Genomic DNA, 17,810 nt, shown 5'->3' on the forward strand with positions numbered 1-17,810 from the left:
GAGGACTGACCTGAATGGATGCTTTGCGACACACCTTCGAACAGCAGCTGGCGACGGCTCTGCCTGGCGTGGAAATCACGCTGGAGCGGCCTAAATCCGGCGAGCTGGGAGATCTGGCCTTCCCCTGCTTCCGTGCCGCCAAGCAATTGGGGAAGAACCCCGTGCAGCTGTCGCAGGGGCTGGCGGCATCCATCACCATCGAAGGTGCCAAGCTCGTCGCCACCGGCCCCTACCTGAATCTCAAGCTGGCGCCGGAGACTCGCGCCCAGGCGGTGTTGGGGGCCATCCTGGAGGCTCCACTGGGCACGTCCTATGGCTCGCGCCCCGCCAACGGGAAGAAGGTGATCGTCGAGTACAGCTCGCCGAACATCGCCAAACTCTTCACCATCGGCCACCTGCGTTCCACCATGATCGGCCACACCCTGGCCCAGGTGCATCAGTTCCTGGGCTACGAGGTGATCCGCCTCAACCACCTCGGCGACTGGGGCACCCAGTTCGGGACGCTGCTGGCGGCCTACACGCGCTGGGCCCAGGTGGAGAATGCGGATCTGGAACAGGATTTCGACTGGGCCGAGCCCGCGCCCGAGAAGCGCCGCACGCCGCTGTTCCGGCTCTTCCAGCTCTACGTGCGCTTCCACGCCGAAGAAGAGAACGATCCGGCCATGCGCGACGAAGCCCGAGACTGGTTCAAGCGGTTGGAGGGCAATGATCCGAAGGCGCGGGAGCTCTGGAAGCGGTTCCGAGACCTTTCGCTCGCTGAATTCCAGCGCATCTACGACCGTCTGGGCGTGAGCTTCGACACCCTGGAGCAGGGCGAAGCCTTCTATGAAGATCAGCTCGCTCCCACCCTGAAGCGCCTCACGGAGGCGGGCCTGCTCGTGGAAGGCAACAACGGTGCCCGCATCATCAACCTGGAGGATGTGGGCATCACCACACCTTGCCTGGTGCAGAAAGCAGATGGCACCAGCATCTACGCCACCCGCGACCTGGCGGCGGCCCTGTACCGCAAGCAGGCCTACGGCTTCGATCGCTGCCTCTACGTGGTGGGGACGGACCAGGTGCTGCACTTCCAGCAGATCTTCGCGGTGCTCGACAAGCTGGATCCCTGGTTCAAGGGCCGCATGCTGCACACGCCCTTCGGCATGGTGAAGCTGCCCGAAGGCAAGATGAGCACCCGGAAGGGCAACGTCATCTTCCTCGAGGACGTGCTGGACGAGGCCCGGGAGCGCGTGGCGGCCATCATTGCGGAGAAGAACCCTGACCTGAAGGACAAGGAGGCCGTGGCCGAGATGCTGGGCATGGGTGCCGTGGTGTTTTTCGATGCCATGAACGACCGCGTGAAGCCCATCACCTTCACCTGGGACCGCGTCATCGCCCTTGATGGCGACACGGGCCCGTACGTGCAGTACGCCCACGCCCGCATCATGAGCGTCCTGCGCAAGGCCGGTGGCGATTGGGCAGCCAAGGCCCAGGCCGGCGCCGCAATTGGACCCTTCCTTCCCTTCGCGGATGCAGCGGCGCCCGCGAACTTCGATGGCCTGGCCGCGCCCGAAACCCAGGCCCTGCTCTTCGAGTTGGCGGGCCTGCCCGGCGCCATCGCCGCCGTGGCGGAGGGCTGCATGGCCACGCCCCTCGCGCGCCAATTGGTGACCCTGGCCCGCTCCTTCAGCGGCTTCTACACCAACTGTCCAATCCTGGCCCCGGAGAACGCGCCAGAGGTCCGCGACGCCCGTCTCATCCTCTGCGTCGCCACCGCCCGCGCCCTCCGCCAGGGCCTCCACCTCATGGGCATCCAGGCCCCGGAGGAGATGTGAACACCCCCCATTGCCGATTCCAGGAGCTCCCATGACCAAGTATGTGTTCGTGACCGGTGGTGTGCTGAGTTCGCTGGGCAAGGGGATCGCGGCGGCCAGTCTGGGCGCGCTGCTGGAGGCCCGGGGGCTGAAGGTCACACTCATGAAGATGGATCCCTACCTCAATGTGGATCCAGGCACCATGTCGCCCTTCCAGCATGGCGAGGTTTTCGTCACGGACGACGGTGCCGAGACGGATCTGGACCTGGGCCACTACGAGCGCTTCACCTCGGTGCCCACCACGCAGAACCACACCATCACGACGGGCCGCATCTACAACACGGTGATCCAGAAGGAGCGGCGCGGCGACTACCTGGGCAAGACCGTGCAGGTGATTCCGCACATCACCGACGAGATCAAGGGTGTGATGAAGAAGGTCGCCAAGGACATGGACGTGGTGATCATCGAGATCGGCGGCACGGTGGGCGACATCGAGAGCCAGCCGTTCCTGGAGGCCATCCGCCAGTTCAAGCTGGAAGTGGGCCTGGATTCCCAGATGAAGGCCAACGCCCTCAACATGCACCTCACCTATGTGCCCTACATCAAGGCCGCGGGTGAGCTGAAGTCGAAGCCGACTCAGCACAGCGTGAAGGAGCTTCGGGCGCTGGGCATCCAGCCGGATGTGCTGCTCTGCCGCGCGGAGCAGGACATTCCCCGCGACCTGAAGGACAAGATCGCCCTGTTCTGCTCGGTGACGCCGGATGCCGTGTTCAGCTGCCGCGATGCCCACTCCATCTACGAAGTGCCTCTGAACCTGCACCTGGAGGGCCTGGACGCCAAGGTGGCCACCCTGCTGGGCCTCGGCGAGAAGGAGCCGGACCTGAGCGCCTGGCAGAACCTGCTCCAGCGCATCCGCAACCCCAAGGGCAACGTGCGCATCGGCATCGTGGGCAAGTACGTGGAGTTCAAGGAGAGCTACAAGAGCCTCATCGAGGCGCTCCACCACGCCGGCTACGGGCTGGAGACCCACGTGGACCTCAAGTGGATCGAGGCCGAGGATCTGGAGGACCAGGATCCGGCCAGTTTCCTTCAGGACTGCCACGGCATCCTGGTGCCCGGCGGCTTCGGCGTGCGCGGAACGCGGGGGATGATCAAGTCCATCCAGTACGCCCGGGAGCACAAGATCCCCTTCTTCGGCATCTGCCTCGGCATGCAGATGGCCTCCGTGGAGTTCGCCCGCAACGTGGTGGGTCTCGAGGGCGCCGATTCCACGGAATTCGACGATGCGCCGAAGCACCGCATCATCTTCAAACTACGGGAACTGGTGGACGTGGAGGAGCTGGGTGGAACCATGCGCCTGGGCGCCTATCCCTGCCGCCTCGCCCCGGACAGCCAGGCCGCGAAAGCCTACGGGAACCTCGAGATCAGCGAACGCCATCGCCACCGTTATGAGTTCAACCATGAGTACAAGAAGGCCCTGGAGGACAAGGGGCTGAGGTTCACGGGCATGAGCCCGGATGGCGTCTTCGTCGAGATCGTGGAGCTCAAGGACCATCCCTATTTCCTGGCCTGCCAGTTCCACCCCGAGTTCAAGAGCCGCCCCCTGAAGCCGCATCCCCTGTTCACCGCATTCGTGGAGGCGAGTGCCAAGAACCGGGGGTAGCTGTTTTTGTGCAGAAGAAAAGGGCGGGCCAGTTGGCCCGCCCTTTTCTTCTGCTAGCTGAGTGTCGCTATTACTTCCGTCCGCCCTTGGCCGCCCAGTCTTCTAGCATGGCGGTGGTGACGGACTTGGGGCGCTCGATGGGGTAGCCCAGGGCGCGGTCCCAGGTGATGTTGGCCAGCACGCCCAGGGCACGGCCTACGCCGAAGAGCACGGTGTAGAAGTCGTAATCCTTCAGGCCGTAGTACCACTGGATCACGCCACTCTGCGCGTCGACATTGGGCCAGGGGTTCTTGGTCTTGCCCTGCTCGGTCAGCACGCCGGGGGCCACCTTGTAGATCATGTTGACCAGCTTGAAGAGCGGATCATTGGGCAGATGCTTGAGGCAGAACTCCATCTGCGCGGTGTAGCGGGGATCAGTCTTGCGCAGCACCGCGTGGCCGTAACCGGGGATGACGTGGCCGGAGTTCAGCGTGTCCCACAGGGCCTTCTTCACGTTCTCCTCGGTCGGTTCGGCGCCGCCCATCTGCTTCTGGAAGCCCATGATCCAGTCCAGCACCTCCTGGTTGGCCAGGCCGTGGAGGGGGCCCGCCAGGCCGTTGATGCCGGCGGAGAGGCTGTAGTAGGCGTCGGACAGGGCGGAGGCTACCAGGTGGGTGGTGTGGGCGCTGACGTTGCCGCTCTCATGGTCGCTGTGGAGGATGAAGTACATCCGGGCCACGTCGTCATAGGGCTTGTCGATGCCCATCATGTGCGCGAAGTTGGCGCCCATGTCCAGGCCGGCCTTCGGGGCGATGATGTCGCCGTTCTTGTACTTGTAGCGGTAGATGAAGGCGGCGATCTCGGGGAGGCGGGCGATCAGCGTCGTCGCGTCCTCGTACATCGGATCCCAGTAGTCGTTCTTCTTGGTCTCGTGATACTTCGACGCGAACTGGCTCTCCTTCTGCATGGAGAGGATGGCCGCGGACAACATCACCATCGGGTGGCTGTCCTTGGGCATGGCCTTCAGCATGTCGAAGACGTAACCGGGCACCTTCGAGCGGCTCTGGAAGTCCGCCAGCACCTCGTCCACCTCAGCCTGGGTGGGGATCTCGCCCGTCAGCAGGAAATACCAGAAGGATTCCACCGTCGGGTACTCACCGCCCTTGGCCTTGGGCAGGGCCGCGAAGGTCTCGGGGATGTTCTTGCCGCGGAAGCGGATGCCCTCCTGGGGATCCAGGTAGGAGATGTCCGTCACCAGGGCATGGATGTCGCGCGCGCCGCCGATGACCTGGCCGATGTTCACCTGGTCGATGACGACATCCGCGAACTCCTTCGTGAGCTTCTGGGTGCGGGGGCGGTGTTCCTGGATCTTTTCCAGAAGACGGGTTTTCAGGCGTGACATGGCTGGCTCCAAAAAGAAGGGCGGTGGGAGAGTGGCGTTTGGAATGAACCGGGTTCGATCATCATACGGGCATCATCTATCCTGGTGACGCCATTCTTTCATGACCATTAGGGAATTTATCAAAAATATTCCCGTCCTAGAAATCGAGTATGTATGGAGTACGGAGGAGATGCCGTGACCTGCGTCAATCCGAGGGTATTGGTTATGGCAATGATGGCCTTCGGCCTGGGAGCCCAGGAGACCCCCCGGCCCAACCGGCTCGCATGGTTCGAGGGCTTCCCCGAGCCCCTGCCCGAAGGTGCCACCGAGCTGGCCCTGGAAGCCACCAGCCAGATGCTGCGCCCGGATCTGGAGCACAGTGCCGATGGGCGCAGCTTCGCGCGCCTGGACGGCGAGGAGTGGCAGCTGACCTGGGACTGGGCCAGGAAGGTCGGGTCTACCCGGATCAACATCCGTACCCGGGTGGCCTCACGGTCCGGTGGCATCGCCGATCAGGCCATCTGGAACTGGCATCAGCTGCTCAACCTGCCTCAGGGAGGCCGGGAGGATGCGCCGAAGAACCGGCTGGTCTACCACCTGGAGCGGGATGGGCACGTGATCGGCGACCTGTCCCGACCGGGTGTGGCACTCATGGACCTGGATGTGGCCTGGGTCCGACCCTTCGGCACGCCGGACGCCGGTGGTCGTGTCGGCGTGACGCTGCAGTTGCCCACGGGGAAGCAGGCCAATTTTTCAGGCGATGGGGGCACCGACGGACTGGTGGGTGGCGCGGCCTGGAGGCGGTTTGGCCGCTTCAAACTCTTCGGCCAGGTGGAGCACGTGATGCTGGGCCTCCCGGAGCACAGCCCGCTGCGGGAGGTCATGGACAAAACCTCCTTCAGCCGCGCCTGGGGGTCCCTGGCCTGGCTGGGGCAGGGCCCCGGCCTGCTCAACGGGCTCGGCCTTGAGATCAGCCTGGGGTACACCGGCAGCCCCTACCGCACGGGTCTCGCACGCCTGGACCGGGCGGGGTGGCAGCAGCACTGGACCCTGCGCCATACGCGCCTTGCGCGCTGGCGATTTGGTGTCAGCGAGGAGGCCGGCACCTTCACCGCCCCGGATATCACGGCCTACGTGGCCTATCGTTTCAGAGACTGAGGCCGCTTCGGTAAACTAGATGGTTCGTGCCGGAGCCCCCATGCAGCCCAACCAGTACCGCGACATCCGCCTTGAGAAGCTTGAGAAGCTCAAGGCCCTCGGGCTGGATGCCTGGCCGCGGAAGGCGAAGCGTACCCACGGCATCGCTCAGCTGGCGGCAGCCTATGCGGATGCTGAAGCCTGGCCCAACGAAAAGCTGGAGGGCCTTGGGCTGAGCGTCTCGGCCATGGGTCGCGTGCTCACCATCCGGGAGATGGGCAAGAGCGTCTTCGCCCACCTCACGGAAAATGGCGAGAAGCTCCAGGCCTTCTTCCGGAAGGACGATGTCGCGGAACCGGGCTGGGACGTGCTCAAGCTCCTGGACATGGGAGATTTCATCAGCGTCACAGGGCCGCTCATGCGCACCAAGACGGGCGAGCTGAGCATCCGCGTGAAGGAGGTGCAGTTCCTGTCCAAGGCCCTGCTGCCCCTGCCCGAGAAGTGGCACGGCCTTCAGGACAAGGAGCAGCGCTACCGCCAGCGGTACCTCGACCTCATCTCCAATGGCGACGTGCTGAAGACCTTCAGGACCCGCTCGCGCATTGTGAGTGCCGTGCGGCGCTACATGGAAGATCAGGGTTACCTCGAAGTCGAGACGCCCATGATGCAGCCCATTCCTGGTGGTGCCACGGCCCGGCCCTTCATCACCCACCACAACGCCCTGGACATGCCCCTCTACCTCCGCGTCGCGCCAGAGCTCTACCTCAAGCGCCTCATCGTAGGCGGCTTCGAGAAGGTCTTCGAGATCAACCGCAACTTCCGCAATGAAGGCCTGAGCGTCCGCCACAATCCCGAATTCACCATGATGGAGATGTACGAGGCGGGCAGCGACCTCCGCGACATGATGACCCTCACGGAGAACCTGCTCAGCACGGTGGCGCGCGAGGTCATGGGCTCCGAGCAGCTGCCCTGGGGTGAGCAGGTGATTTCGTACGCGGCACCTTTCCGGCGCCTCACCATGAAAGACGCCATCGCGCAGTACGGCGCCATCGATCGCCACCAGCTTGAGGACGGGGACAGCGTTCGCACCCTGGCCAAGTCCGTCCACATCGAGGATGTGGAAACCAAGACCGTGGGCACCCTCCTGGGGGACCTCTTCGAACACTACGCCGAGAAGCAGCTCATCCAGCCGACGTTCATCACGGACTATCCCATCGAGCTGTCCCCGCTTACCAAGGCACTAGAAGGCGATGACCGTTTCGTGGACCGTTTCGAGCTGTTCATTGGCGGCATGGAGCTGGCCAACGCCTACTCCGAGCTGAACGACCCCATCGACCAGATGGGCCGCTTCCAGGCCCAGATGGATGAGCGGGAAGCGGGCAATGACGAGGCCATGCTGCTGGACATGGACTTCGTCACCAGCCTGGAGCACGGCCTTCCCCCCACCGGCGGCGAAGGCATCGGCATCGACCGCCTGGTCATGCTCCTCACCAACAGCGCCAGCATCCGCGACGTCATCCTTTTCCCACTCATGCGGCCGATGAAGCCTAGTGAGGCCGCTGACAACACCGAATGATTTTTTTTAACCGCAGATGGCGCAGATAAGGCCTGAATCCATCTTTCATCTGCGGCCATCTGCGACATCTGCGGTTTCAGCATCTGACTCTTTGATTTCTCTGAAGCCGATGTGACTGAATCGCCTTTGACCCGCTGCCATACTTGAAAACCGTGATTGGAGGCTGCCATGCCTGTCCCGATGCTTGAGCTCGCGCCGCAGAATGCCGCCGTGAAGGCCAAGGTGCTGGAAGGGCTCTCGGGCCTCATCGACCGCTCCTCGTTCATCCTGGGCGAGAACGTGAAGGGCCTGGAGGCCGAGATCTCCGCCTACGCCGGTGCCGCCCACGCCGTCGCCATGTCCAGCGGCACGGACGCCCTGCTGGCGGCCCTGATGGGTCTGGGTATCGGCCAGGGCGACGAGGTGATCGTCCCGAGCTTCACCTTCTTCGCCTCGGCAGGGGTGGTGTCACGCCTGGGCGCGAAGCCCGTCTTCATCGACCTCGAACCGGCCACCTTCAATGCCACGGGGGCCCTGGTGGAAGCGGCCATCACACCCCGCACCAAGGCCATCATGCCCGTGCACCTCTTCGGCCAGCTGGCAGACATGCCGAGCATCATGGCCGTGGCGCAGAAGCACGGCATTCCGGTGCTGGAGGACGCCTGCCAGAGCCTGGGCGCCAAAGGCTGGGGCAAGTCCGCAGGCCAGTTCGGCGACATGACTGCCTACAGCTTCTACCCCACCAAGAACCTCGGTGCCTTCGGTGACGCCGGGATGACCGCCATCCGCGGCGATGCCGCCCTGGCCGCCCGGGTCCGCCGCATCCGTGTCCACGGCATGGAGCCCGTCTACATGCACCACGAGGTGGGTATGAACGGGCGCATGGATGAATTCCAGGCGCTGGTGCTGCGGGCGAAACTGCCGATGCTGGACGGCTGGCATGAAGGCCGCCGCAAGCATGCCGCCTGGTATCTGGAGCGCATGCAGGGGCTGACCGCTGACGAGGCTGTGCTGCCCCGCGAGGTGGTGCCTGAGGGCCGGCACATCTACAACCAGTTCACCATCCGCGTGAAGGGCGGCAAGCGCGATGCCCTGCAGGCCCACCTCAAGGAGCGGGGCATCGGCAGCGCCATCTATTACCCCATCTGCCTCCATGAGCAGCCCTGCTTCGCCTCCCTCGGCTACAAGACCGGCCAGCTGCCCCAGTCCGAACTGGCCGCCAAGGAGGTCCTCAGCCTGCCCGTCTATCCCGAGATGACCGCAGCCATGCTCGAGGAAGTGGCCGCGGCGATCCTGGGGTTCTTCGGCAAGCGATAGGGCTCGCCGAGACCTTTCAGCCCTCTCCCGCCTGGCCAGCCGTGGCGATCGCCAGCCAGGCCTCCAAGGCGGCGCGGGTGGCGGCGTCCAGGGACAGGAACTGCAGGCCCATGCCCACCTGATCCGTGGCCTCACCACTGGTGGAATACCCCAGTACATACGCCACCGCGGCCCTGATGGGGCCCTTGGGCAGGTCCGGGTGGAGGAGCACCAGGCCGTCCAGGGTCGCTCCCGGCAGAAAGAACCGGGCGGTGCGGCCCCCCAGCAGGGCGAAGCAGCCGCCGACGCTCAGATTCATGATCCGTATGTCCTGGAAGGCATGTCCCTGGAGCGTAAAGGCGATCGTGAACTCCGGTCCTGTGACGACGCGGGTGTCTCGCCGGTTGCCATGGCTGTTCATGAGCGGAGCCCCTTCGGTCGGAAATCCCTGCTTGGGTATCGGACAATCCGTGGATAAACTGGATTTTCTGATCGGCCTGAACCCACCGGGGGACAGGGCGGGTTCCTGGGAATCCGGCCCTGACGGCGCAGGACGCCGTCTCACCCAAGCGGGGACAACGCGGGCACCACGGCGCTGGCCGGACCTTCAAATCATTCATTTATTTCAGGGAGTTCCCATGGAAATCCTCCTCATCGAGAACGTGACCAGTCTGGGCGCCCGCGGCGACGTCGTGAACGTCAAGGACGGCTACGCCCGCAACTTCCTCCTGCCGCGCAAGATGGCCCTCCCGGTCACGGCCGGCAACAAGCGCCAGATCGAGCTGGAGAAGATCCGCGTCGAGAAGCTCCGCGCCAAGGAACTGGCCGACGCCAAGAGCCTGGCTGAGAAACTCGAAGCCGTCAGCCTCGCCGTGGCCAAGAAGGCTGGCGAGCACGGCCACCTCTTCGGTTCCGTCACCAACGCTGACGTGGCCGAGCTCTTCAAGGGCAAGGGCTTCACCCTGGATCGCCGCGACATCACCGTGCCGCACATCAAGGATGCCGGCACCTACACCGTGGATGTGCGCCTCTACAGCGGCGTGCACGCCAAGGTCACCCTCGAAGTCACTGCCACCGCGGCCGAGTAGACCCACCTGGAATCCAACCCCCCACCTGGCCGGTGCCTCGCGAAGGTGCTGGTCCCGCCGGGATTCCGCGTCGTCGGATCCCGTCCATCCCATCCAAGGAGTGCATTCATGGCGAAGACTTCTGCCAAGCCTGAAACCCTCGGCATCGCCGAGCTCGCTGCCACCCTGGCGGAAGCCCAGGACCTGTCCAAGGCCCGCGCCAAGTCCATCCTGGACGGCGTTCGCGATCACATCGTGGAGACCCTGCTCTCCGGCCAGCGCGTCAACCTCTTCGGCCTCGGCACCTTCGAAGTGCGTGCGACCAAGGAGAAGATGGGCCGCAACCCCAAGACCGGCGAAAGCATCAAGATTCCGGCCGGCCGCAAGGTCGTCTTCAAGACGGCCAAGGGGCTCAAGGATCAGATGTAAGGTTTGTCGAAGCAAGAGTCAGAAGGCCGCCGCGAGGCGGCCTTCTGCATGCTGGGCTCCCTGAAGGATCATGACGGATGGACCTCATCTACCTCCACGGCTTCTCCTCTTCCCCCGGTGGGAACAAGGGGCGCGTCACCCGCCAGTGGGCCGAGGCCCGAGGCATTGCCTTCCACGCGCCAGATCTGAATCTGCCGACCTTCGAGACGCTCACGATCACGGCCCAGGTGGAGGCGGTTGAGGCGCTGGTGCGAAGCCTCCCCGACCCGCCCGTGCTGGTCGGAAGTTCCCTGGGAGGGTTCATCGCCACGGCGGTGGCCCACCGGGGAAGTCGGCTGAAGGCCATGATCCTGCTGGCTCCGGCCATCCATTTCGCCTCCCGCCGCCTGGTGGACACCGGTTGGGCCGCCTACCGGGCGCAGGGAGAGATGGAGGTCTTCCACCATGGCGTGGGCAAGCCGATGAGGCTGGGACCAGACCTGCTCCGCGACCTGCCGAGTTGGCGGGGGGACGATGCCTGGCGCCTATCCGTACCCACGGTGGTGCTCCATGGCCGCGCGGATGCCGCGGTTCCCGTCGCAGAGAGCGAGGCCTACACGGCCCGGAACCCGGAGGCGACGCTCCATGTCCTCGACGATGACCATGGCCTGCTGGCGCTCCCTTCCCTGGCGCTGCTGAGGGCCCAGCTGGAGGCGGCCTTCACGCTTTGAATCACGACCCGAATTCCGCCGGGCTCAGCGACTGCAGGTACCGCGTGAGGAGCTTCTGCTTCTCTTGGCCGGCCTTCACTTTCTTCTGGTAGATGGAGAAGCGATCTTCGGTGGGCCGGATGGCGGGGAAGAGGGCCACAAGGTCTCCCCGCTCCAGTTCCTCCAGCACGCTGTAGCGGGGCACGAGCAGGGCGCCCATGCCCTCCACGGCGGCATGGATCATGGCCCGGATATGGTTCACGGCGATGAAGCGATCCAGGTGGGGTTGTTGCCGGTCGGGTACGGCCATGAGGAAGCGATTCCACCAGGCGCCGGCCTTGTCCAAGGAGAGGACCGGACAGCCGGACAGGTCTGCTGGCACGCGGAGGCGGTGGGCCCTGCGGAAGGCGGGGGTGCAGGCCACCACGTAGGTCTCGCGGAACAGGGGCACCTTCTTCAGGGCGGGGAGGGCATGTTCCACACAATCGATGGCGAGGTCGAGGTCGTCCCGCAACAAGGGGCCGAGCAGGTCATGGCTGAGGGTGAAGTCGATCTCCAGATCCGGATTCGCGGCCAGGAAGGGCTGCATGTGTCGCATGAGGATGCTGCTGCCGAACTCCACCGTGGCCCCCACCCGGAGTCGGCCCCGGGCCTGGGTCTGGTGGCGCTGCAAGTCCTCCGCCGCGGCGTCGAGGGTGGCGAAGGCCTGCTCGCAGGCCTGGTAGAGGCGCCGGCCCTCCTCGGTCAGGCGCAGGCCGCGGTTCCTGCGGTCCAGGAGGGGGACGCCGACCAGGTCCTCCAGCTTGGTCATGGCGTGGCTGACGGCGGACTGGGTGCGGCCCAGGCGCCGGGCGCAGGCGGTGAAGCTGCCCACCTGGGCCAGGGTGTAGAAGGTCCGCAATTGGGGAAGGTCGAGGGGCGCGTCCATATCTATGAATCATATTCATGTCTCATGTGAATCGAATGAGTTTCAGCATTGACGCAAAAAAAGATACAAATGAGTGCTGGAGGTGGACCATGCAGGAGGTCCTGAAGGCGCTGGGTATTTCAGAGGTGAACCCGGGCGGGTTCTCGGGCGTGTGGACGGGCAGTGGCAAGGCCCAGAAGGTCGTCTCCCCGATCAGTGGAGAGCTGCTGGCCACGGTCACGAACGTCACTCCCCAGGAATTCGAATCCATCCTGGCCAAGAGCCATGCAGCCTTCGCTTCCTGGCGGCTGGTGCCCGCCCCCAAGCGCGGCGAAGTGGTGAAGGCCCTGGGTGATGAGCTGCGGCGGAACAAAGCGGCCCTGGCCGAGCTGGTCACGCTGGAGATGGGCAAGACCTTGCGCGAGGGCCTGGGCGAGGTCCAGGAGATGATCGACATCTGCGACTTCGCCGTGGGCCTCTCCCGCCAGCTCTACGGCCTCACCATGCCCAGCGAGCGGCGCCTGCATCGGCTTCAGGAACAGTGGCATCCCCTCGGCGTGGTGGGCGTCATCACGGCCTTCAACTTCCCCGTGGCCGTGTGGAGCTGGAACACGGCTCTGGCCCTGGTCTGCGGCGATACGGTGTTGTGGAAGCCTTCCTCCAAGACACCCCTGACGGCCCTCGCCTGCACGAAGATCGCCGAGAAGGTGCTGCGCAGCTTCGGCTACGACCCCGCCATCTGCAGCCTGGCCATCGGCAAGGGCAGCGAGATCGGCGACCTCATCAACACGGATCCGCGGGTGGCGCTGGTCTCGTACACGGGCTCCGTGCCCGGCGGGCGCCATGTAGGCAAGCTGGTGCAAGAGCGCTTCGGCCGGCACATCCTCGAGCTGGGCGGCAACGGCGCCGTGATCGTCAGCGAGAAGGGCGACCTCGACATCGCCTTGCGGTCTATCTACTTCGGTGCCATCGGCACCTCGGGCCAGCGCTGCACGTCCACGCGCCGCGTCATCCTCCACGAGTCCATCTACGGCACCTTCCGGGACCGCCTGCTAGATCTCTACAAGAAGACGCCCATCGGCGACCCCCGCAAGGACGAAGTCCTCATGGGACCCCTGGTGGATGCAGGCGCCGTGGACACCATGCTGGCGGCCATCGAGACCGTGAAGGCCCAAGGCGGAAAGATCCTCATCGGTGGCGAGAAGCTGTCCAATCATGGAGGCTGCTACATTTCCCCCTGCATCGCCGAGGTGTCCGGCAACCTGCCCATCGTGCAGGAGGAGACCTTCGCCCCGGTGCTCTACCTCATGCCGTACCGCACCATCGAGGAGGCCATCGCCCTCCAGAACGGCGTGCCCCAGGGCCTCTCCAGCGCCATCATCACCAACGACCTGGGCGAGAGTGAGCTGTTCCTGTCGGCGGCCGGTAGCGACTGCGGCCTGGCCAACGTGAACACCGGCACCAGCGGCGCCGAGATCGGCGGCGCCTTCGGTGGTGAAAAGGAGACCGGCGGCGGGCGCGAAAGCGGTTCTGACGCATGGAAGGCCTACATGCGCCGGCAGACGAGCGCGATCAACTTCAGCGGAAGTGTGGAACTGGCCCAGGGCATCACCTTGGAGCTCTGAGGAAGCCTCCGCGGTCCACGTGGCTTCCGCTAAGCTGTGAGGATCCTTCCGAGAGGGCTCCTTGCCTGGGCAATTATCACCCTCCCAACGGCGTGACCCGTTGGGCCATCCCCTGACCACGGCTGCCCGGGCGGCCCTCGTGGTCTTTTGGGGTGCCGCAGCCGTGCTCCACGCCGCGCTTCCCGTGGCGCAGCGCCTGCTGGCCTGGCCGTTGTGCTATCTGGGGCTGGAGTTCCTGGCGGCGGTGAGCTTGGGCTATCGCGCCTGGAGGTCTCCGAGGGAGAGCCGCCTGACCTGGTGGCTGCTGACGATCTCGGCCGCCCTCGAGGTGCCGAGCCTGGTCGTGACCGTGCTCCTGAACCGGGGCTGGACCGCGCCCTGGGCCGCGGGCCTGCCGAGCCTGCTGGGGCTCGGGACTGGCCTCCTGGTGCTGGCAGGGGTCCTGAGCTTTCCGCGGGCCCAGGAATCAAGCGGAGTGCTCTGGCGGCGGGTGCAGGATGGCCTCATCTTCGCGGTGTCCGTGCTCTTCCTGCTCTGGGTGATGGGCATCCAGGGCAATCTACGCGTGGCGGCCCATGGCATGGGACTGCGCGTCTTCGTGGCCTATCTCAATGCGGCGCTGTTGGGGGGCGGCCTGGTTTTCATGACCTCGTATGATCCCGGCCGGATCCAGGGTCCGCTGGGCTGGCTCGGGGCCTCGGCGCTGGCCTGGCTCGCGGCCCTCTCTTGCTGGGCCATGGCGGGCCTGCCGCCGGTGGTGGCCACCCAGGGCTGGGTCGTCCTGGCCGGGGCCATTCCGCTCTTCCAGGGGCTGGCGGCCTGGTCGCCCCGCCCTGTGGAGCAGGTCCTGGCCAGTCCGGGATCCGAGCGCAGAGCCGTGGGGCTGCTCCCTTACCTTCCCGTGGTCATCGCCATCGGCGTCCTGGCCGTGCTGCTCGCCACGAACCCCGAAAGCGTGACGCGGGTCGCCTTCGCCATATTCCTCGTCATGGTGGCGCTGCTCCTCCTGCGGCAGTTCCAGTCCATCCAGGATCTCCAGGCGGCGCGCCGAACCCTTGAGGACCGCGTCCGGCAGCGGACTCGGGCCCTGGAGCAGGTCCAGGGCACGCTGCTGAGGACCGAGCGCATGAACACCGTGGCCTTGATGGGGGCGGGCCTGGCGCACGACCTGAACAACCTGATCTGCTCTGTGAAGAGCTCGGCTGAGCTGGCGGCCCTGAAGCTGGATGCGGGAGATGCCCCGGGCCCGGAAGATCTCAACCGCATCGCCTTGACGGCGGATCGTGCCGCCCGCCTGACCGGTCGCCTAATGGGCTTCGCCCGGCGGGAGGAGGAGGGTCTGTCCTTTCTGGACTTGGGCATGGCCGTGAAGGGGCTGGAGGCGACCTTGCGCATCATCCTGCCCCGGTCGGTGGAGCTGCGGATCGAGACTGGCGCCGGCGACGGACTGATCGTCCAGAGTTCCGGGCTCCGCGTGGAGCAGATGGTGGTGAACCTGGTGGCCAACGCCCGCGATGCCATGCCGGATGGGGGCACCCTCACCGTGCGAACCGGGGTGGGGGACTCGGAGAAGCCGATGGCCCTGCTGGAGGTGGCGGACACGGGCATCGGCATGGCCCCGGACATCCTGGCGAAGATCTTCGATCCCTTCTTCACCACCAAGGCCCCGGGCCAGGGCACGGGCCTGGGCCTGCCTTCCCTGAAAGCCCTGGTGGAGGAAGGTGGCGGCCGGATGGAGGTTGCAAGCGAACCGGGGAAGGGCGCCCGGTTCCGGATCCTCCTGCCCCTGATGCCGGTGGCGGGTCTCAGCCCCCGCTGATGAGGTGGATGACCTTCACCACCGCCCCGTCAGGGATGGAGGTGGTGTCGTAGTCCGTCTTCTGGATCAGCGCGTCGTTCACATGGATGACCAGCATGGGGAAGCGGTAGTTTCGCGCCCTCAGCACGTCCCGGACCGTCATGCCCGGGTGCCACGCGAGCGGTTCTTCATTGACCACGATCATGCGAGCCTTCCGCCTTTGCTTTTCATCAAGAGAATCGGCCGCGAGCGCGGCCGATTCTCTCAGAGGTGCTGCTTCACGACTTCGACGACTTCCGGGAACGCGTCGAGGCCCAGTTCCTTCAGGCGCGCCAGCGTGGGCACGCCGTCCAGCGTCCAGCCGCGGCGGGTGTAGACGCTGTCCATGAGTTTGGAGAAGCGCTCCGTGCGCCACTGGCGGTGCATGGCCATCTTCTCTTCGGTGGTCTTGCCGGCAGGATCGAGGTCCATCTCGGTGATGATCTGCTGGTCGTAGCGCTCGGCACGGGATTCGTACTCTTCCTTCGTGACCGGCCCGAGCGACCGGTAGGGCGCCGCATCGTGCAGGCGGAGGCCCTTGCCCATGCGGATGTTGAACACCCGCTGGAAGTTGTAGACCTTCGCGGACTGAATGATCAGATCTTCCTTGCTGATCTTGATGCCCGTGGTGGCGCTGAAGAGATCCACGTAGTTCTGCACGTGCTCGGGCACCTTGTGGGCCTCAGGCTGGGAGGAATTGTCCGCGGGCACGACGTCGTTCCAGGGCAGCTTGCAGAAGCCGTTGAGACCGAACCAGGTGCGGAAGAGAGGGAAGTAGTAGAGTGCTTCGGCCTTGTCCTCGAACGTGGGCAGCTGCTTGTTCACCATGTCCATGAAGATCAGCCAGGCCTCGTCGTGCTGGGGGCCCTTGTTGGTGAGGGCGTAGCCGCCCTGCTGGGCCAGGGATTCCTTCGACATGTACTGGGAGTACTCGAGGCCCTTGTTCTCCATGCCGATGTCGTTGATGAGCTGAGGATCGCCCCAGCCCTGCTTGATGAAGTATTCCTTCATCTTCTTGACGCCCAGGCCGGCGATCTTGCCGAAGCCTTCGCCGCGGGCCATCTGGTGCATCATCTCCAGGTCAGCCTCGGCGTTGCCCCAGGTCATCTCCAGGCCGCCGGTGCGTTCCTGGTTGAGGATGCCGCGCTGGTAGCACTCCATGACGAAGGCGGTGAGCGTGCCATAGGTGATGGTGCAGATGCCGTAGGTATCGCAGTAGAAATTGAGCTCCAGCAGGTAGTCGGGGTCGAAGACACCGCAGTTGGAGCCCAGGCCCGCCGCATTCTCGTACTCGGGACCGTCGACGGTGACCATGTCGCCCTTGTAGGGGCCGGTCTTCAGTACGAGGCCGTCGGCGCCCTTGGCGCAGGCCATGGAGCAGCCGTACCAGCAGCCATCTACGGTGTGCTGGGTGCAGCGCTGCTGCCAGTAGCTGGAGTCGATCTTGTGGACGTCCGGGTGCGACCCGTACTGGAAGTTGTGGACGGGCAGCAGGTCGTAGGCGTCCATGATCTCCACGATGTGCGCGGTGCCATTGCGGCGCATCATGCACTGCGTGCCGTCGTTCTCGCGCATCTCCTTGTGGAATTTGATGCCGGTCTTGGCGATGGTCTCGGGATCCGCCGGGTGGTTGAGGTCGCCCGCCACCTTGGGCCCGCGCACCACCAGGGCGCGAATGCGCTTATCCCGGAAGACGGTGCCGATGCCGCCGCGCCCGGCCTGCTTGAAGCGGACGCACTTGCGGCGGCGGTCGTAGAAGGAGAAATTGAGCATGCCGATGAGGCTGTGCTCGGCCGCCGCACCCGTGGACACGACGGAGATGTTGGGCAGGTCCTTCTCGTTCTCCGCGTACATGTGGGTGAGCACTTCCGCCAACACATGGCTGTCCACGGGGTCTTTCGGGGCCTCCTCGATGCGGATGATTCCTTTCACGCCATCGATGAACAGGATGATGTCCTTGTCGGATTTACCCTGGAGTTCCAAGCCGTCGAAGCCCGAGAACTTGAGCAGGGGGCCGTAGAAGCCACCCACGTTGGAGTCGATGGGGATGTCCGTCTGCGGCGACAGGCTCACCACCAGCGACTTGCCCGTGCCGGCGTACTGGGTCATGCCGGCCACAGGCCCGGGGCTGATGATGATTTCGTTCTCGGGATCGTTCCACCGGGTGGTGGGCTTCACGGCGTTCCACAGGTGGTAGAGGCCGAAGCCGCGGCCGCCGATGAAGACATCTTTCATCTGCTGGGTGACGGGCTTCTCCGTGATCTCAAGAGAGCCCACGTTCACGTAGAGGGTGCGGTTGGTGTAGCCCTTGTCGGGCAGGCTGGGCGTGTAGGTGATCTCCTTCAGCACCTTGTGCGCGGCCTTGATGGCGGCGAGGCCGTCCAGGTAATCCGTGCGCTGGGTGTAGTCGATGTCCATCACTTTGCTGGGATCGAAGACGAGTTGGCTCATG

The 17,810-nt window shown here is 65.0% G+C and carries 15 protein-coding genes; 10 read left to right on the plus strand and 5 right to left on the minus strand.

The annotated features are described in order from the left end of the window. Nucleotides 1-14: 14 nt before the first annotated feature. Nucleotides 15-1,814: an arginine--tRNA ligase gene (argS, locus tag NOV74_RS08150; protein ID WP_257310963.1), complete on the plus strand. Its 1,800-nt coding sequence runs from the start codon at nucleotides 15-17 to the stop codon at nucleotides 1,812-1,814. Nucleotides 1,815-1,845: 31 nt separating this feature from the next. Then, on the plus strand, nucleotides 1,846-3,456 hold the full coding sequence (pyrG, locus tag NOV74_RS08155; RefSeq protein ID WP_257310965.1) for a CTP synthase: 1,611 nt from the start codon (nucleotides 1,846-1,848) through the stop codon (nucleotides 3,454-3,456). 70 nt (nucleotides 3,457-3,526) lie between these two features. Here pyrG and NOV74_RS08160 read toward each other — a convergent pair whose 3' ends face one another. Next, the gene (locus NOV74_RS08160) at nucleotides 3,527-4,837 is read right to left on the minus strand and encodes a citrate (Si)-synthase (RefSeq protein WP_257310968.1); all 1,311 of its coding nucleotides are present in this window, start codon (nucleotides 4,835-4,837) and stop codon (nucleotides 3,527-3,529) included. Between the two features lie 204 nt (nucleotides 4,838-5,041). Here NOV74_RS08160 and NOV74_RS08165 point away from each other — a divergent pair, with 204 nt between their 5' ends. From NOV74_RS08165 to NOV74_RS08175, 3 genes are all read left to right on the plus strand, one after another. Then, on the plus strand, nucleotides 5,042-5,974 hold the full coding sequence (locus NOV74_RS08165; protein ID WP_257310970.1) for a DUF3187 family protein: 933 nt from the start codon (nucleotides 5,042-5,044) through the stop codon (nucleotides 5,972-5,974). Nucleotides 5,975-6,014: 40 nt separating this feature from the next. Beyond that, the gene (gene lysS / locus NOV74_RS08170) at nucleotides 6,015-7,529 is read left to right on the plus strand and encodes a lysine--tRNA ligase (protein WP_257310972.1); all 1,515 of its coding nucleotides are present in this window, start codon (nucleotides 6,015-6,017) and stop codon (nucleotides 7,527-7,529) included. A gap of 168 nt (nucleotides 7,530-7,697) precedes the next feature. After that, nucleotides 7,698-8,825, plus strand: coding sequence for a DegT/DnrJ/EryC1/StrS family aminotransferase (locus NOV74_RS08175; RefSeq protein ID WP_257310974.1), 1,128 nt, complete (start codon nucleotides 7,698-7,700; stop codon nucleotides 8,823-8,825). A gap of 16 nt (nucleotides 8,826-8,841) precedes the next feature. Here the strand turns inward: NOV74_RS08175 and NOV74_RS08180 are convergent, their stop codons facing one another. Then, nucleotides 8,842-9,225 carry a PilZ domain-containing protein gene (locus NOV74_RS08180; protein WP_257310976.1) on the minus strand — a complete coding sequence of 128 codons (384 nt, stop codon included), beginning with the start codon at nucleotides 9,223-9,225 and terminating at the stop codon, nucleotides 8,842-8,844. A gap of 217 nt (nucleotides 9,226-9,442) precedes the next feature. Here NOV74_RS08180 and rplI point away from each other — a divergent pair, with 217 nt between their 5' ends. The 3 genes from rplI to NOV74_RS08195 all read left to right on the plus strand — a co-directional run bounded on the left by rplI (nucleotide 9,443) and on the right by NOV74_RS08195 (nucleotide 11,010). Then, nucleotides 9,443-9,892, plus strand: a complete 450-nt coding sequence (gene rplI, locus NOV74_RS08185) for a 50S ribosomal protein L9 (RefSeq protein WP_257310978.1) — start codon at nucleotides 9,443-9,445, stop codon at nucleotides 9,890-9,892. A gap of 108 nt (nucleotides 9,893-10,000) precedes the next feature. Next, the gene (locus NOV74_RS08190) at nucleotides 10,001-10,300 is read left to right on the plus strand and encodes an HU family DNA-binding protein (RefSeq protein WP_257310981.1); all 300 of its coding nucleotides are present in this window, start codon (nucleotides 10,001-10,003) and stop codon (nucleotides 10,298-10,300) included. Between the two features lie 77 nt (nucleotides 10,301-10,377). Next, the gene (locus NOV74_RS08195) at nucleotides 10,378-11,010 is read left to right on the plus strand and encodes a YqiA/YcfP family alpha/beta fold hydrolase (RefSeq protein WP_257310983.1); all 633 of its coding nucleotides are present in this window, start codon (nucleotides 10,378-10,380) and stop codon (nucleotides 11,008-11,010) included. A 1-nt stretch (nucleotide 11,011) separates the two neighbouring features. Here NOV74_RS08195 and NOV74_RS08200 read toward each other — a convergent pair whose 3' ends face one another. Continuing rightward, complete coding sequence (locus NOV74_RS08200) at nucleotides 11,012-11,917, minus strand: LysR family transcriptional regulator (RefSeq protein ID WP_257310984.1); 906 nt, start codon at nucleotides 11,915-11,917, stop codon at nucleotides 11,012-11,014. Nucleotides 11,918-12,006: 89 nt separating this feature from the next. Here NOV74_RS08200 and amaB point away from each other — a divergent pair, with 89 nt between their 5' ends. Together amaB and NOV74_RS15340 are read left to right on the plus strand one after the other, a co-directional pair. After that, on the plus strand, nucleotides 12,007-13,521 hold the full coding sequence (gene amaB, locus NOV74_RS08205) for an L-piperidine-6-carboxylate dehydrogenase (protein WP_257310986.1): 1,515 nt from the start codon (nucleotides 12,007-12,009) through the stop codon (nucleotides 13,519-13,521). Nucleotides 13,522-13,621: 100 nt separating this feature from the next. Next, nucleotides 13,622-15,340, plus strand: a complete 1,719-nt coding sequence (locus NOV74_RS15340; RefSeq protein ID WP_306672392.1) for a sensor histidine kinase — start codon at nucleotides 13,622-13,624, stop codon at nucleotides 15,338-15,340. Here the strand turns inward: NOV74_RS15340 and thiS are convergent. Both thiS and NOV74_RS08220 read right to left on the minus strand, forming a co-directional pair. After that, entirely contained in the window at nucleotides 15,327-15,524 is a 198-nt protein-coding gene (thiS, locus tag NOV74_RS08215) for a sulfur carrier protein ThiS (RefSeq protein ID WP_257310988.1), read from the minus strand. The genes NOV74_RS15340 and thiS overlap by 14 nt on opposite strands. 59 nt (nucleotides 15,525-15,583) lie before the next feature. After that, nucleotides 15,584-17,809 (minus strand): aldehyde ferredoxin oxidoreductase family protein, encoded by a 2,226-nt coding sequence (locus NOV74_RS08220; protein ID WP_257310990.1) that lies wholly within the window; start codon nucleotides 17,807-17,809, stop codon nucleotides 15,584-15,586. Nucleotide 17,810 lies beyond the last annotated feature (1 nt).

This window comes from Geothrix fuzhouensis (assembly GCF_024609325.1).
Classification (GTDB): Bacteria; Acidobacteriota; Holophagae; order Holophagales; family Holophagaceae; genus Geothrix; species Geothrix fuzhouensis.

Bases quoted from the DNA above. Each gene is read 5' to 3' on its own strand.
- argS (WP_257310963.1), top strand. From the start codon at position 15: ATGGATGCTTTGCGACACACCTTCGAACAGCAGCTGGCGACGGCTCTG.
- pyrG (WP_257310965.1), top strand. From the start codon at position 1,846: ATGACCAAGTATGTGTTCGTGACCGGTGGTGTGCTGAGTTCGCTGGGC.
- NOV74_RS08160 (WP_257310968.1), bottom strand. From the start codon at position 4,837: ATGTCACGCCTGAAAACCCGTCTTCTGGAAAAGATCCAGGAACACCGC.
- NOV74_RS08165 (WP_257310970.1), top strand. From the start codon at position 5,042: ATGGCAATGATGGCCTTCGGCCTGGGAGCCCAGGAGACCCCCCGGCCC.
- lysS (WP_257310972.1), top strand. From the start codon at position 6,015: ATGCAGCCCAACCAGTACCGCGACATCCGCCTTGAGAAGCTTGAGAAG.
- NOV74_RS08175 (WP_257310974.1), top strand. From the start codon at position 7,698: ATGCCTGTCCCGATGCTTGAGCTCGCGCCGCAGAATGCCGCCGTGAAG.
- NOV74_RS08180 (WP_257310976.1), bottom strand. From the start codon at position 9,225: ATGAACAGCCATGGCAACCGGCGAGACACCCGCGTCGTCACAGGACCG.
- rplI (WP_257310978.1), top strand. From the start codon at position 9,443: ATGGAAATCCTCCTCATCGAGAACGTGACCAGTCTGGGCGCCCGCGGC.
- NOV74_RS08190 (WP_257310981.1), top strand. From the start codon at position 10,001: ATGGCGAAGACTTCTGCCAAGCCTGAAACCCTCGGCATCGCCGAGCTC.
- NOV74_RS08195 (WP_257310983.1), top strand. From the start codon at position 10,378: ATGGACCTCATCTACCTCCACGGCTTCTCCTCTTCCCCCGGTGGGAAC.
- NOV74_RS08200 (WP_257310984.1), bottom strand. From the start codon at position 11,917: ATGGACGCGCCCCTCGACCTTCCCCAATTGCGGACCTTCTACACCCTG.
- amaB (WP_257310986.1), top strand. From the start codon at position 12,007: ATGCAGGAGGTCCTGAAGGCGCTGGGTATTTCAGAGGTGAACCCGGGC.
- thiS (WP_257310988.1), bottom strand. From the start codon at position 15,524: ATGATCGTGGTCAATGAAGAACCGCTCGCGTGGCACCCGGGCATGACG.
- NOV74_RS08220 (WP_257310990.1), bottom strand. From the start codon at position 17,809: ATGAGCCAACTCGTCTTCGATCCCAGCAAAGTGATGGACATCGACTAC.